The following is a 15,910-nucleotide window of genomic DNA, read 5'->3' on the forward strand; positions in this document are numbered from 1 at the left end:
AAGTTGAACTCAACATGAGAATTGACTTAAACAGTCTGTTTTGCAGTATCCATCTAACTTGTAGGCTCTACACTTGAGCAGACTCTCGTGCTTGAAAAAATAGAGCCTACGTCTTAAAATTAGGTATTTAGATGCTAGAATTTAGGTGTTAAGTATATTCTACGAATTTTTGCAGGCGATCGTTTTAATAATTGATGTAACAATAATAATCTAAGGGGTAAAAGCCTAATTATGAGTAATCTTATGAAGCTTGTAATATTTACTTTGTGTACAGTACTTCACTCCTTTTAGAAATTCCATTTTCATCGAATTTCCGCTTTTTTGATTATTACTTTTAGTATTTAACACTAGAATCAATAAAACCACACCTTTATTAGTGTGGCTATAATCATTAAAATTGATATTGTTTTAGCCCATAGATGAGCCTTGTTATTCTTACTTATAAATCGAGCTGCGCCAAAGGCACCAATAACTTGCCCTACAGTTAAAAGAATGGCTGGCCGCCATAGAATATTATCTGTAAAGCTGAAGTATAGTGTTGTGGGCACCGTATAGATTAAAATGATAATGAGTTTGTAGGTGTTAGATTCGTTGTACGGCATTTTGTAAGCGCTCGAAAGAATGGCCAGAATTAAAATGCCTACTCCAATTTGAATGAAGCCACCATAGAAGCCACCAAGGAACAAGCAGAACGCTAAAAGTACTCCAGACTTAGGGAACGATATTTTTAGTTTGCTAAATAAGCTTGCGGGAAAAATGTAGGTAAACAAAAGGCCAAGCATAACCACAGAGGCCACTAGGTTGAACGATGCATTAGAAACTACAGTAGCACACCAAGCACCTGCCATAGCGCCTAAAACAGTTGCTATAACTGGACCCAATTGGATGGTGCTAGTGGTGAAGTTGTTAAACCTTCTTAGTACTAGAATTCCTGTAAGATTCTGGAAAAATACACCTGGTCGTGTGGTGGTGTTGGCCATTACCAGCGGAATACCGGTAAGTGTCATCACTCCCATGCTAAACAGTGTTCCGCTTCCCGAAATAGTGTTTACTATGCCGGCCAAAAGGCCTCCTATAATCAGCAATATATCATTAGACCATTCCACGGTACAATTTAGTAGGTACCTCTGTACTTATGGTCGAACCTAAACCCGGACCCATCGGTTTTTAGTGGAATCTGCATACCGTTGGTTTCATCGAGCCATTGAAAGAGGTCTTCACGGAGTTGTTTTGAAACATCGGCATACTCTGGGTTTCGAATTAGGTTATTCATTTCCCAAGGATCGTTTTCAATGTCGTAAAGCTCATTAATGTCCCAAATACCATAGTAACGAATGAATTTGTACTTGTCGGTTCTTACTGCATGAACTGTTGGGGTTTGAGGAAATGGTCTTTCCCAGAAGTATTCATAATAGATGCGCTCTCTCCAATCAGCTGGATTTTCCCCTTTCAGAATAGGTAAAAAGCTTTCGCCATCCATATTCTCGGGAGTCTCCAGACCTGCCATTGCCAGAATGGTTGGGCCAATATCTATATTTTGGATCATCTGCTTTACCCTGTTTTGCTTGATTAGATCTTTGCCGCCATAAACTAAAAGTGGTATTCTTATTGATTCTTCATAAGCTTGTCGCTTATCTATAAGGCCATGCTCACCAAATGAAAAACCATTATCGCCCATGTAGAAAACAATAGTGCTTTCTATTTGACCGCTTTCTTCCAAAAAGTCCAATACCTTTCCAATGCTCTCATCTACTGAAAGTAATGTTTCATTATATAGCTGATAGAACTCATCGAAGTTAATTTGGCCGTGGTACATATAGTCTACACCATGCCAGCTGTAGCGCTGTTTTTTTACCCAATCCGGAACATCTTCATAGTTGTAATCAGGGTTTTTTTCAGGGAACATGGTAGGAGGGTAGCTAGGTTGCCCACTAGCATATACCCCCTGATGACGTTTGGCCGGCTTAAAATCGGCATGAACTCCTTTATGAGACAGGTATAAGAAATAAGGTTTTTCGCCCTTTCTTTCACCTAACCAACGAAGCGCTTCTTCTGTCAGAAGGTCGGTTATATAGGTGCTGTCTCCAAATACCTTTTCTTCGCCATTAACATTGATCAATGGATTGTAATAGTTGCCTTGCCCTTTTAGGCTAAACCAATGATCGAAACCTTTACGAGGGTCTGCATGATGTTCTCCCATGTGCCATTTTCCCATAAAGGCTGTTTCATAACCTGCTGCCTGAAGGTATTGAGGGAAGAAGCGCACGCTGTCTGCTATGAGAGACTGATTGTCTACCACTTGATGGTGATGAGAAAACTGACCTGTTAGAATGGAGGCCCTGCTTGGAGAACAAAGTGAAGTAGTAACAAAGGCATTCTCAATGTGCGAGCCTTCTTTGGCCATTTTGTCCATAGCTGGAGTTTCCAAGAAGGGAACCTTACCAGTGAAACCCATAAAGTCATACCTATGATCATCGCTCAAAATGTAAATAACATTCAACGGTTCGGTACCTTCAATTTGATCGAGCTTTAATACGTCTGCTTCTGAGTTGGTATCTGGAGTTGTACAAGAAGATGCAATAAAGATGAGGCCAATAAGAAAGAAGGAAGAAATGCTTTTTTGACTGGTCATGAGGTTGATGGTTTAGAAATTCAAATAATCATAATGGGAATGTCAATGGCTTCCTGCGCGTTGGAATTGCCATCGACTATTCCCAAAAGATGTCCCTAGTGTATTTCGCCTATTATTCTTTGATATATCTTTCTTGTCATGCCCATCGACAAAAAAGAGCACAAGTAAACTTAACAAGGGTCAAATGATTGCACGACCTGAAATACGGGACATTCTCTTTATTTAAGTACAAAGTCTGCCTCTAGCGTTTCCGCAGAGTTGGTTCCCACAAAAACCTTGAAATCACCTGGTTCTGACTTAAAAGTCATATCACGCGTATAGAATTCTAGATCCTTGTTAGTAATAGTAAAACTCACTTGCTTAGACTCACCTGGGGCTAAGCTTATTTTTTCAAAACCCTTCAATTCTTTCACAGGTCTTGTAACACTACCCACTAGGTCTCGGATGTAAAGCTGTACCACTTCTTTACCTTGATACTTGCCAGTGTTTTTCACCGTAACATTGACGGTAATAGAGCCTTCGGCTGAAAGTTCATTACTGCTTAAGTTGAGGTTAGAATATTCGAATGTGGTGTAGCTTAAACCATAACCAAATGGATAAAGTGGCTCGTTCGATACATCTAAGTATTTACTTGTGTACTTGTTATTAGCATCGAAAGGACGGCCCGTATTCTTCATGTTGTAATAAACAGGAATTTGGCCTACGTTTTTCGGGAAAGTGATGGTCAGCTTTCCTCCTGGGTTATGGTCGCCAAATAGTGTTTCTGCAATGGCTTTACCAGACATGGTGCCTAAATGCCAAGCATTCATTACTGCAGGAATGTTCTCATCAATCCAGTTAATTGTTAACGGACGGCCAGCCATAACAACAGCAACTATTGGCTTACCAAGCGCATGTATTGCCTCGATTAATTCTTGCTGAGGCCCAGGCAAGCCAATTTCAGTTCTACTGGCTGCTTCGCCACTTTGGGTGTAGTCTTCACCAATGGCCATAACTACAACATCAGATCTTCTGGCTGCTGCAATGGCTTCAGCAAAACCTGACTTGTCGTCTCCATTGAAACCTGCTCCTCTGGCATAATTGATTCTTACATTAGGAGCAGTTTGCTTAATTCCCTCCAATAGAGTCACTACTTTACTTTCGTCTCCAGCAACATGCCATGTACCTAACATGTCTTTCTGATTGTCGGCCAATGGTCCGATAAGAGCTACCGACCTCGTGTTTTTTGAAAGTGGAAGAAGGTTCTCTGAATTTTTACCAGCAGGCTCATTTTTGAGCAATACTATTGACTCTTTTCCAGCCAAAAGTGAATGATCCATTAGCTCCTGAGCGTAAAGCGTAGATTGCTCTCTCTCTTTATTCAGGTATCTGTAAGGGTCTTCGAAGAGGCCTAGCTTATACTTCATTTCCAACACTTGGCGCACATAGTCATTTAGGTCTGACTCTTTGATTTTTCCTTCCTCAATTAATTCAGGAATATACTGGCTGTAAACTCCGCCCTGCATGTCCATTTGAACACCAGCATTAAAGGCTAATTCTGCAGCTTCTTTCAAATTAGCTACTGCACCATGTGGCACCATTTCATTGATAGAAGTATAGTCGGTGACAACAAAGCCATCAAATCCCCATTCATTGCGAAGAATTTCAGTCATTAAGTACTTGTTTCCCGATGCTGGCACACCATCTACTTCATTGAATGAAGTCATAACAGTAGTTGCTCCAGCATCTAAGGCTGCCTTGTAAGGAGGAAGATAATTCTGTCTCAATTCTCTGTCAGACATATCTACCGTATGGTAGTCTCTGCCTGCCTGAGAGGCTCCATAGGCTGCAAAGTGTTTTACACAGGCAAGAATAGTAGTAGGGTCGCTTAAGTCGGAACCCTGAATGCCTCGCACTTTGGCTGCTCCTATAAGTCCGCCTAAGTAAGGATCTTCACCGCTGCCTTCGGCAATTCGTCCCCAGCGAGGGTCTCTGGCAATATCTACCATAGGGTTGTATGTCCAGTTAACACCTGCAGATGCGGCTTCTTTTGCTGCCAAATGCGCAGATTTTTCAATTATATCCATGTCCCAACTAGCGGCTTCGGCCAGAGGAATTGGGAAAGTGGTTTTGTAACCATGAATTACATCTAGACCAAATAGTAGGGGAATACCCAACCTGGTCTCTTCTACGGCAATTCTTTGAAGATTTGTGGCGTAATCTACAGTGTGAGCATTGAATAAATTACCAGCTCTGCCAGCCCTTAATTCATCCATGTAATCATCGCGCAACACAGGGCCTGTAACATCCCAGCCACTTGTGTATAGGGTGAGTTGCCCTGCTTTTTCTTCTACAGTCATTTCATTCATCAAAGAATCTATGAATGCATCCATTTCGGAATTGCCACTGCTGCTAGAAGAAGAGTTGCAGGCAGTGAATGAAACTGCTGCTAGTGCAAAGATTAGCGCTAGGTTAGTAATTGATTTTATCTGAATTCTAAGTCTTTTCATTATAGCTTTCTATTGCTTTGTTTTAGAGAATAGCCATGGTAGAAGCTCTGGTTCTGCAAATGCAGGGTCCCAACTGTTGTGGTTGGCATTTGGATATAAAGTAAGCTTTACTTTACCACCCTTGGCCTCTATGGCTTTGGCCATGTCTTGAGAAAAATGTGGAGGAACCACATCATCTTTTAGTCCGTGGAAAATCCAGAACGGAACCTTTTTTGCGTATTTTTTGGCACTCTTTGGGTTGTCTCCACCACAAATAGGTGCTGCCGCAGCAAAGGTTTTAGGCATTCTGCTCACTAGCTCAAATGTGCCCATACCACCCATTGAAAGACCCATCACATACATTCTTTCGGTATCTATGTGCGATACGCTACTCAGAGAATCTACCATAGACATTAATCCTTTCATAGATTGATGAGGCTTTTTACTTGTTTTGAAAAAGGTGAAATGTCTTTTACCATTTTCATCTAAAGGTCTATGAACATTGGCCCAATAGTCATCTGGTGGGCATTGAGGAAAAATGACTACCGCAGGAAAGTCCTTTCTGTTCTGAGCATCCAGGAAAAGTTTGCTTCCATGAATCAGTTGCTTTTCATTGTTCTCGCCTCTTTCTCCAGCCCCATGAAGAAATAGCACTAAAGGATACTTCTTAGAAGGATCGAACCCTTCAGGATACAGCACGCGATAGTTCAGGCTGCCTTCTTTAAATTCATGTTGCCCATGTTCAAAAGCATCTTTTGGATTTTGCGCATGGGTGATATTGATAGCACAGATTAGTGCTATCAATACTAGAGATACCTTATTCATAAGTAAAGCCTAATTTGTCTAGTCCAACTTTGATTTCTGGAGCAGACATAAATAGCTCCCAGATTAAGCCAGATCTGTAGTTTTCAATCATTACAGGAATTGGACCTTGGTCAATAGCCAAGTATCTAGGTAAGTGCCAATCTTCTTGTAAGCTGAATGCATCGTAAGGACCGAACTCTCCAACCAAAGTATCTAAGTCGGTATATAAGTGCTTAAGCATAGCCATGCTCTCTTCAGGTGTATATGGGAAAGAAGAAAGCGCAGCGGTAGGAGAGATTACTCCTAAGTCTCTGTCTGGTCGGTGGCCTGCGTAGCCTCTCATAGAGTAGCTAGAGGTAAAACCCCAAAGGTTTGGTCCATAACCTTCGAACTCGTTAGGGTTGTCTACAGCATATTTGTAATGGATCATAGCATGGTTCTGGTTAAGCTTCCAGTAATCAGCATATTGATCTTTAAGTCCTTTAGGGTTTAGGCCTAGGTACGAATAGTGAGCCCAGAAAAGAGGACCAACAGGCGAATCGTTAGTTTCGTAGTGATTTAACTCGGTTTCAAGACCATAGAATACGGTATCGTTGGCAATCTCTCCATTCATTGCCCAACCTTCATGATAAACCGCAGGGTCAATGCTGTGATCTGGAGAAGCTGCTGCCAATACATACATAATCAAACATTCGTTATAACCGCGAACGTCAAAGTTCATCTCCCAGCCGTAATTAGGAGACCAGTGCCAGTAAAGTACGTTTTCGCCTCTGGTGTGCCAATCGAACTCAATGTTCTTCCAAATAGCATCCATGCGGTCTGCTAGTTTAGCTTCTCTATCAATGTTTTTATCTAAGTATTGTCTAACAGTCAATAAGCCAGCGGCTAAGAATGAGCTTTCTACAAGGTCGCCACCATCATCCTTTTGGCTGAAAGCTTTCGCTTTACCTGTCTTACCATCCCACCAGTGAGGGAAAACCCCATGAAAGGTGTCTGCATTTTCTAGGAAATCTGTGATTCTCTCAAATCTTTCAACTCCTTGCTCTCTGGTGATAAAGCCTCTTTCTATTCCAACAATAATTGCCATAAGGCCAAAGCCAGAACCACCTGAGGTAATAATGTCTTTGTCATGGCTAGGGTAAATATCGTCCATATGGTATCTCTCTCTGGCCATACCACTGTTAGGTTCGGCACCTTCCCAGAAATACTGAAAGGTTTGGTATTGCACCAAGTTGAGTAGAGAATCTTCTTTCGATTCGCTTTTGCTAACATCTGCATTACTTGAAGCACTAGACTGGCCACAAGAAATGATGACCGCACAGAGGGTCAATGCCAGAATGCTTTGTAAAACTGTTTTTTTGTTCATCGTATTAGTAAGGTTATGTCTTTTATTTCAATCAATAACTTGTAAATCCTAGTTTGTCTAGCCCGTCTGAAATCTCTTCGTTTTTCATAAAAAGATTCCACAATAAGGCCGATCTGTAGTTTTCTATCATTAGAATAATTGGCCCTTGGTCTATGGCCAAAGTAGAGCTTGCATACCAGTTTTCCGTGAGGTTAAATGCATCGTAAAAACCGTATTCGCCCCAAAGTTTATCTCCCATTATGTAGTAGAAATGTTTAAGGGCAGTCATAGATTCTTCTGGTGTATATGGGAAAGAAGAGAGGGCTGCGGTTGGTGTTATTACACCCAAGTCATTCGTAGGTGAATGAGCAGAATAGCCATTGTGGTTATCGCTGGCCGTTAGCCCCCAAGCGCCTTCTCCATAGCCAACAAAGTTTTTAGGATTAGCCACCGAATAAGCGTGGTTAATTTTAGCATGAGCTACATTCTGATTCCAATAGTTGGCGTACTGATCTTGTAGGTTTCTCGGGTCTAAGCCAAGGAATGAATAGTGAGAGAAGAATAGCGGACCCCCAAACGAACTACCCAGCGGTAACTGAATATTATAGTATTCATTATTATTGGCCATATCGCCATTTCTGGCCCAACCCTCATTATATACGCTAGCCGAAATTGGATGGGTAGGAGAGGAAGCGGCCAAGACATATACAATTAATGATTCGTTCCAGCCACGGATTTTAAGGTTCTTTTCCCAACCATAGTTTGGCGACCAATGCCAGTACAGCACATCTTGCCCGCCTTGAGTGTACCAATCCCACTCAACTTCTTGCCAAAGTTGGGTAATGGTGTTTCTAATGCTTTGTTCTTGAGTATTGCCCGGGTTAAGGTATTCTCTAACAGTTAGGAGACCTTGAATCATAAAGGCCGTTTCAACCAAGTCGCCCCCATTATCATTAGCGCTGAAAGGTACAGTTTCACCAGTGTTTCCATTCATCCAGTGAGGCCAAACCCCGTGGAATCGGTCTGCTCCTTTAAGAAAGTCTACAATTTTTTTGAGTCGGAGAACACCTTGTTCTCTGGTAATGAAGCCTCGTTCTATTCCTACAATGATACTCATTACGCCAAAGCCAGAGCCGCCAATGGTTACGGTGTTGTCCGAAGAGTTTCTTTCTCTGGCCAAACCAGAATTTGGGTGGGCAAAATCCCAGAAGTATTTGAAAGTTTGTTTCTGTACTTTAGTCAGGAGGTCTTCCTCAGATATCTGAGGAAATTTAAATGAAGGATCTAATTTGGTGTAGAATTCTAAAGAATAGCCATCGAAACCACGCCCCTCAGCACTTTCTAAATCGTCAGAAATGCTGAAGTTGTATTTTTTGATGTAGTCTAATGATGTAGTTGGAGTAACAGTAATTGTTTTGTCTTCATTAGAACTGACAATGTTTACCGACTTGCCTTGTAATCTAAAGGCCGTTTCAAAGGTTGAAACATTAATGGGTGTACTAAACTCAAAGGTGAGCGTAAGTTGAGGGTCTACATTTTGAACCCTTGGATTATTGCTAATGGCTTCTCCATTCATCAATACGGAAACTAGCTCTAGCTCTCCGGCTTGAGTTCTGAACTGAAACGAAGTAGGAGTGATGGTGGCACCATCGGCACTTCTTAATTCATCGGTTAAGCTAACGGTATATATGGTATTGTTTTCTAAAATTCCGTTTACCGAAAGCAAGGCAGATTTACCTTGAGCAGACAGTGATACGGTTTTAGTAATTTCTTGTGTTCCTGCTAACAATTTAATGCCTGTGGCAATAGTGGCAGGGTCTAAAGCTGTGGAGAATAAAAGGGAAATGCTACGGTCTACAGGAATAGACGCTGTAATATCTCCTGTGAGGTTAAGTTGAAGGGAACCAGCGAAAGCAGACTCCAATTGGAGTGCCTCGGCCGAAGGTTCATCAGATTTACAGCCTAAAAGGCTAGTAATTAATAAGATGTATAATAGCCTAATTCTCATTAATTGGTTGGGGTTTTAGAAACGATTGGGGACTCTAGCTGAAGCCAAATTCCCCAATCGACTCTTAATTGATAGTCAGCTGCTTAACGCGCTGCTTTAATTGCATCTACTTCTGCTTGAGTAAGGGCTTTGTCGAAAATTCTAAGCTCATCCATTAAGCTTAGGTCAGACTTATGACCCCATTCGTTAAATCTAGGCGCACCAGAACCAATAGACATGATGTCACAGTTGGCCCAGCTGAAGCCTTCAGGTAAATCAGATTCTGAAACCATTACGCCATCTATGTATACTCTTGCTACGGAGCCAGAGATAGTAAAGGCCATATGAATCCAGTCGGTTTGTGTAGTAGGGTCTACATCTGCAGCTGCGGCACCGTCTACCCAAACTTCTCCAGCACCAGTTCCTACATTTAGTTTGAACCTCTGCTTGCCACCAGCATTTTCTCTAAAGAACCTAAAGCCACTAGTTCGCAAGTTTTGAGTGTTAGGATAGTCAGCGTTTTCAGTATGCGGAGGGCCAACCACTAGAATACCAGCTCTGTCTGGAGTAGCATTTACTTTATACCAGAAAGAAGCGCTGAATTCATCAAATTCAATTCCGTTAGATGGGAAGGTTGCGTAAGCATCGGTAGCAGCTTGGAAAGCTCCACTGCCTCTTAGGCCTTCACCAGCAAGGTTGATTGAACCTACTTGAGTAGCAGCCAATCCTGAAGCAGCGTCTACGTAGTTGCTTTCAAAGTCCATGTAGAACTTTTCGCCAAACTCACCATTATAGACGGTTCCACCTTCATCGTTAATGATGGTAAGAATTTCTGTCTGAGAAAGGCTTTTGTTGAAGAGTCTTAGCTCATCCATTAAGCTTCTGTCAGATAGGTGTCCCCATTCGTTAAATCTTGGAGAACCAGACATAATAGAAAGGATGTCGCAGTTGGTCCAATCTACACCAGAAATAGCAGTGTTTTTAACTGGCTGACCGTTGATGTAGACAATCGCTTCGCTGTTCGATATAGTGAAGGCAAAGTGTACCCACTCTCCTGAGTTAGGTGCTACATCTGCAGCAGCTCCACCGTCTATCCAAGCATCGCTAGTTCCATTTCCAACATTCAGCTTGAAGCGTTGTTTACCAGCTACATTTTCTCTGAAGAATCTGAAACCACTTGTTCTGTCGTTCTGAACATCAGGGTAATTTGCATGATCTGTGTCTGGCGGGCCTACAACTAATATACCTGCTCTGTCAGGGTCATCGTTCACCTTCATCCAGAATACAGCACTAAACTCGTCATCCAAAATATCGCTAACTGGTATGGTTAGGTAAGAATCTGTAGCTCCAGCCAAGGCATTGCCACCTACTTTACCTTCTCCTGCAAAGCCCATATTTCCTACCTCAGTAGGGAACCTAACATTTACAAGTTCAACATTGTCATTGTCGAACGGCATGTAGAAGATCTCTCCATCATACTTAGTTACATAAGGAGGAATCTTAGAGAAGTTAATGGTTTCAGTAGTAGACTTTCCATTAATATCAGTTGCAGTCACCACTAAAGTATGGTCACCATCTGCTAATTCTGAATAGGTATATTCACCAACGAATTTCCTGTAATCTACAAAGTCTGAGAAGCTAGCTATTTCAGCACCATCTAAGGTGAGGGTAATGGTAGCTAGTTCTATATCGTCAGTAGCTTCAAATTCAATATTAACTGAAGTTACACTCTCGTAAACCTGTATTTCAGTACCATTTGCAGGGTAGTTTACGGTTACTTCAGGAGCAGCAGTGTCTTCTCCTGGTTCAACCGTTTTTATTTCGTCTAGAAAGGCATCCTTACACCCAGCAATTAAGAAGATGAGTAAGGTGCTTAGAAATAATGATTTTATAATTCTCATATCGTTTATTCTTAATTGTCAGATAATTGAGTTAACAAGTCTAGTTGAGCCAATGGGTAAGGCAAATACTGATCGTCAGTACCGAAGGTTCTTCCATCTCTGTTCAATTCAGTAGTACGACCGTTTCTTACTACATCGTAAAAACGAATTCCCCACTCAAGACCAAATTCAGCAAACTTCTCGTTCAGTACATCGTCTAGCGTTACTGTGGCAAGGTCTGTAAGACCAGCTCTTCCTCTTACTTCGTTTACTGCGTCTACAGCGCTCATTGCAGAACTGGTTGCACCACTTACTAGTGCTTCTGCATGCATTAGTAGAATTTCAGAGTATCTGATCACCAATACGTTTTTGTTTTCACCGTATCGAACTCTGCCTGTAGTTAACTGATTAGATGGAAGGTAGTGCTTACCACTAGAGAATTTAGCTCTTGGGTTTGGCTGAGCGTCTGTTCTACCTATTACATCACCATCGCGAGTTGTGTTAGACACAAAAGCAGGAAGGTTGGTGTAATTAGGGTCTGACTGAATCATTTCAATTCCTTCTCTGGTAAAGAGTACACTTGTTTCTAGTCTGACAGTCTCATTTCTATCTAACATAAACTTGATGTACTTCATAGAAGGCTCCCAGAAACCCCAGCCTGCGCCAGAACCAGCTACTGCTGGAGTCCAGTTATTAGGGCCGAAGAATTGGTGTAGATAGTACTCTGCATTACCTGAACTCTGACCAAAGTCTGAGTACTGGAACTCTAAAAGGCTCTCATTGCTAAGCTTACCAGGAACCTTGAATAGTTCGTAGTAGTCATTGTAAAGCTCAAAAGCACCTGAGCTAATGATTTCGCCAGTAGCATCTGCCACACCCTGGTAGTTTTTCATTTCAAGGTTAGCCATAGCTTTTACTGCTAAAGCTGTGTACTTGGTTATTCCACCTTTGATATCAGTTCTCTGGTTAGGACGAATGCTTGCTAATAATGGAGCAGCTTCATCCATTAAGTCTGAGATGTGTTGCATCACTTCTTGCTGAGAAGAAACAGGAGTGGTGTAAAGATCATCAGTTTGAGAACTTGTAGGAATCAATATATCTCCCCATAATCTTGAAAGTTGGAGTAACTCCCAACCAATCATTACCTTGATTTCTGCAATGTATTGATCTCCTTCTGCTGGGTTAGCAGCATTGGCCTGATACTTGGCAATTTCTTCCATAGCGCCATGCCATTTTATGATGTCATCATAGAAGTTCAACCAAGTAGAGTTGTACATCCAGAATGAACGATCGTATCTGAACTGGTCAGTTTCAGTTAAAGGAAACTGATCTCCCGCAGGGTTAACATCATCACCTCTTACAGAGATAATAGGGAAGGTTTCCCACTGAAGGTCGTAAAGCAAATCGTATGCTCCAATGCGCAATAAAGGCATGTTCTCGGTTAAGGTGTAATCTGTACCTTCAACAAGCACTTGACCTTCCAACGGATCGTCCAATGAATCATCGCAAGCCGTTGCAAACACTAATGTGAGCGAAAGGGCGAATAGACTTTTGAAATATTGTAACTTATTCATTTTCAATCTCTTTTATCTTAAAATTTGATATTTAAACCTAGGGTGTAAACAGCAGGGATTGGATATGTCTGTCTATCGATTCCGTTAGCTACTTCTGGGTTGAAACCATTGTAGTTAAACAGGGTCAACGGCTTTTCTGCCGTGAACGTGATGCGGGTTTCAGGTATTTCTGTACCTAAAACAGTCTGGTTGATTAGGTTATAAGAGAGTCGAATGTTCTGGATTCTGAAGTATGAGCCATCTTCTACAAAGTAGTCGCTCATGCTCTGGTTCCAACCTTTTCTTAGACCAGCAGCAGAAGGGTATTTGTTAGAAGTTCCTTCACCTGTCCAAAGGTTTTCGGCAAGCTCAGCATCAATGTTAGTATCTGTAGTAAAGATGATTTCACCTCTTTTTCTATTCAGAATGCTATGTCCAGACATTCCTTGGAAGTCTGCAGAAAGGTCGAAGTTCATGTAGCTTACTGCAAAGTTGAACCCGTACGTTAAAGTTGGTAAGTAAGAACCTAGAACAACTCTGTCTTGGTCGTCAATTACACCATCTTGGTTCTGATCTTTGAATTTGTAGTCTCCTGGCTCAATGCCTGAGTCTGTTACAAATTCTGAAGTGTAACCATAGTTGTCAATGTCTGACTGATTTTGGAAAATACCGTCTGTCTCATAACCAAAGAATGCCTGTAATGGCTGACCAATAATTGATCTTTGACGGAACTCAGCAGAACCAGCATCTAAGTATTGTGGGCCACCAAGGCTCAATACCTCATTGTTCAACGTAGCTAGGTTACCACCAACGCTATATCTTACATCACCAATTTCGTCAGACCAGTTAAGAGCCAATTCGAAACCTTCGTTTCTGAAGCTACCTGCACTACGTCTTACATTAGATCTAATAAGAGGAAGAATAATAGTTACTGAAGCGTCTTTAGTATCTCTCTGGAAGTAGTCAGCCTCTACAGAAAGTCTTTCGTTAAACATTCTAGCACTCACACCAATGTTCAACTCTTCTGTAGTTTCCCATCTATCTACATAGTCAAAGGTTGGGATTACTACGTTTCCAGATACTCTTTCGCCATCAATAGCAACAAATCTCTGATCGATAGTTGGCTCACCAACTGATGCAGCAACACCATCGTTACCAAGCTGACCCCAACCACCTCTTACTTTAAGGAAGTCTACAGCAGATACATCGAAGAAGTCTTCTTCGGTAAGTACCCAACCAGCACCAACTGTGAAGAAGTCACCCCATTTTTGCTGGAATTTGTTGTTACCATCTCTTCGGTAAGTTCCATAAAGTAGGTATCTGTCGTCAAAGTTATAGGCTAGTCTAGAGAAGTAAGAAGAACCGTAAAGCTTGCTTCCGTAGTCACCATAAGCAGTTTCATCTCTAGTTTGAGTTAATGAGATATACCATAACTCTTCATTTAATCTGCTAGGAGAAGGGAAAAGCTCGGTACCACCGGCAAACACACCTTCGCTTGTTTCAGATCTGTAAGAATAACCAGCTACTGCAGTTACGTTATGCTTTCCTGCAAACTGCTTATTGAATGTTAAGTAGTTGTCGGAGATTTGGTTAAAGCTGGTTGCGTGGCTTCTATTAATTGAAGAAACGCGCTCAGTTACACCATCATTGAAGTCGAAATTTAAGTTTCTTGAGTTTACCTGAGAGAAGCTGTAGTTATAAGCTGTTCTGAACTTTAAAGTCTCAGGGATAATATCCAATTCTGCATAGAAATTGGCCAAGAACTTGTTGATTTTGTTTCTGTTGTCATTGTAGTAGAGGTCGAACAAAGGGTTTTGAGAACCTCTGTAGCCTAATACCTGAGCGTTACCAAACCTGTTAGGAGAGGCTGCCGTGTTTAAGTCGTCATAAACTGGTAGAATAGGAACAGCAAAGAAACTCTTGAACCAAACCGAGTTTTCGCCAACATATTGAGTTCCGTTACTAATGTTGATGTTACCACCAACTCTGAAGTTTTCACTTACATCATAGTCGATTTTAGAACGTAAGTTTACACGCTCATACTCGTTTCTAGTAAACTTCATTAAACCGTCTTGCTTAAAGTAGCTCACTCCAAGAGAGTATCTGGTGTTGTCGCTACCTCCGTTTACAGAAAGCGTATGGTTTTGCTGAGGGGCGTAAGACTCCATTACTTCTCCATACCAGTCGGTATTAACGTTTGGAATGTTCGGATCGATTCTGCTTCTACCGAACCTCTGTAAGGCATTGTCGATAAATGCAGCATCGGCACTAGAGCCTGTAGCTAAAGCATAGTTAGTGAATTGCTGAGCGTTAGCCACTTTCAATACGTTTTGGGCAGTTTGAATACCGTAGTATCCGTTGTAAACGATTTCAGCGGGCTTATTATAACTTCCTGATTTAGTTTCGATCAGGATTACACCGTTTGATGCTCTTACACCATAAATAGCGGAAGCAGATGCATCTTTCAATACCGAGATTGAAGCGATGTCGGAAGTGTTTAGAAAGTCGATGCTGTTAAAAAACATACCATCAACCACATATAGAGGGGCTGCATTACCTTCTAAAGATCCAACTCCACGAACTCTAACTGTAGGAGCTGCACCAGGAGCACCGCTACTTACAATCTGCAGTCCTGGAACTTTACCTTGAAGCGCCTGCATGGCTTGCGCAGTTGGTACTTTAGCGATTTCTTCGCTTTTCACAGTAGAGATTGAGGAGGTAATGTCTTTCTGTTCTTGGCTACCATAACCAACTACTACAATTTCTCCCAATTCACTCACATTTGGAGAAAGCGTAACATTGATTGTGGTCTGATTGCCCACAAGAACTTCTTGCGTAACAAAACCAACGAAACTAAATACGAGAACCGCTTGATTGTTAGATACCTGAAGTCGGTATTTACCATCAAGGTCAGTAGTCATACCATTGTTAGTGCCCTTTTCGCGGACAGTAACACTTGGTAGAGGTTGTCCATCTTCTGCAGACAACACAGTTCCTGATACCTGTACAGTCTGCGCACTGAGAGGTTGGCTCAGGGCAAACAGTAGAAGTAAAGGAAGTACTTTAAAGTACGAGCTTAGAGTTTTCTTCATGCCTTATTCATTTGTTTTGGTAATAGGTAAAGTCGTGCGAGTAAATCGTTTGAATTACACTATGTAATTGTAATCGTTGTGTTAAAAACTGTCAAGAAGTGGAAAATAAAATCGCTTTTTTATGCGCTTAAAACGGCCTTTTTGGGAGG

At 41.6% G+C, this 15,910-nt stretch carries 9 protein-coding genes; all 9 read right to left on the reverse strand.

Annotated elements, in window-relative coordinates; translation table 11 throughout:
• Positions 1 to 353: 353 nt before the first annotated feature.
• The 9 genes from AWW68_RS10225 to AWW68_RS10265 all read right to left on the reverse strand — a co-directional run bounded on the left by AWW68_RS10225 (position 354) and on the right by AWW68_RS10265 (position 15,761).
• Complete coding sequence (locus AWW68_RS10225) at positions 354 to 1,106, reverse strand: sulfite exporter TauE/SafE family protein (protein WP_068220365.1); 753 nt, start codon at positions 1,104 to 1,106, stop codon at positions 354 to 356.
• 8 nt (positions 1,107 to 1,114) lie between these two features.
• Positions 1,115 to 2,632, reverse strand: coding sequence for a sulfatase family protein (locus tag AWW68_RS10230; protein ID WP_068220367.1), 1,518 nt, complete (start codon positions 2,630 to 2,632; stop codon positions 1,115 to 1,117).
• A gap of 218 nt (positions 2,633 to 2,850) precedes the next feature.
• Positions 2,851 to 5,121, reverse strand: a complete 2,271-nt coding sequence (locus AWW68_RS10235) for a glycoside hydrolase family 3 N-terminal domain-containing protein (protein ID WP_084375650.1) — start codon at positions 5,119 to 5,121, stop codon at positions 2,851 to 2,853.
• Positions 5,122 to 5,130: 9 nt separating this feature from the next.
• A complete protein-coding gene (locus tag AWW68_RS10240; RefSeq protein ID WP_068220369.1) occupies positions 5,131 to 5,925 on the reverse strand; it encodes a carboxylesterase family protein in 795 nt (264 codons plus the stop codon).
• Entirely contained in the window at positions 5,918 to 7,270 is a 1,353-nt protein-coding gene (locus tag AWW68_RS10245) for a glucoamylase family protein (protein WP_068220372.1), read from the reverse strand. Before AWW68_RS10245 ends, AWW68_RS10240 begins: the two co-directional genes overlap by 8 nt.
• 31 nt (positions 7,271 to 7,301) lie before the next feature.
• The gene (locus AWW68_RS10250; protein WP_068220375.1) at positions 7,302 to 9,257 is read right to left on the reverse strand and encodes a glucoamylase family protein; all 1,956 of its coding nucleotides are present in this window, start codon (positions 9,255 to 9,257) and stop codon (positions 7,302 to 7,304) included.
• Between the two features lie 83 nt (positions 9,258 to 9,340).
• Entirely contained in the window at positions 9,341 to 11,137 is a 1,797-nt protein-coding gene (locus AWW68_RS10255) for a LamG-like jellyroll fold domain-containing protein (RefSeq protein WP_068220378.1), read from the reverse strand.
• A gap of 11 nt (positions 11,138 to 11,148) precedes the next feature.
• Positions 11,149 to 12,690 carry a RagB/SusD family nutrient uptake outer membrane protein gene (locus tag AWW68_RS10260; protein ID WP_068220381.1) on the reverse strand — a complete coding sequence of 514 codons (1,542 nt, stop codon included), beginning with the start codon at positions 12,688 to 12,690 and terminating at the stop codon, positions 11,149 to 11,151.
• A gap of 17 nt (positions 12,691 to 12,707) precedes the next feature.
• The gene (locus AWW68_RS10265; RefSeq protein ID WP_068220384.1) at positions 12,708 to 15,761 is read right to left on the reverse strand and encodes a SusC/RagA family TonB-linked outer membrane protein; all 3,054 of its coding nucleotides are present in this window, start codon (positions 15,759 to 15,761) and stop codon (positions 12,708 to 12,710) included.
• Positions 15,762 to 15,910: the final 149 nt, after the last annotated feature.

The sequence above is a fragment of the Roseivirga spongicola genome (assembly GCF_001592965.1).
Taxonomy (GTDB): Bacteria; Bacteroidota; Bacteroidia; order Cytophagales; family Cyclobacteriaceae; genus Roseivirga; species Roseivirga spongicola.

Coding starts and splice junctions, on each gene's coding strand:
- AWW68_RS10260 (WP_068220381.1), bottom strand. CDS start 12,690: ATGAATAAGTTACAATATTTCAAAAGTCTATTCGCCCTTTCGCTCACA.
- AWW68_RS10235 (WP_084375650.1), bottom strand. CDS start 5,121: ATGAAAAGACTTAGAATTCAGATAAAATCAATTACTAACCTAGCGCTA.
- AWW68_RS10230 (WP_068220367.1), bottom strand. CDS start 2,632: ATGACCAGTCAAAAAAGCATTTCTTCCTTCTTTCTTATTGGCCTCATC.
- AWW68_RS10265 (WP_068220384.1), bottom strand. CDS start 15,761: ATGAAGAAAACTCTAAGCTCGTACTTTAAAGTACTTCCTTTACTTCTA.
- AWW68_RS10240 (WP_068220369.1), bottom strand. CDS start 5,925: ATGAATAAGGTATCTCTAGTATTGATAGCACTAATCTGTGCTATCAAT.
- AWW68_RS10245 (WP_068220372.1), bottom strand. CDS start 7,270: ATGAACAAAAAAACAGTTTTACAAAGCATTCTGGCATTGACCCTCTGT.
- AWW68_RS10255 (WP_068220378.1), bottom strand. CDS start 11,137: ATGAGAATTATAAAATCATTATTTCTAAGCACCTTACTCATCTTCTTA.
- AWW68_RS10250 (WP_068220375.1), bottom strand. CDS start 9,257: ATGAGAATTAGGCTATTATACATCTTATTAATTACTAGCCTTTTAGGC.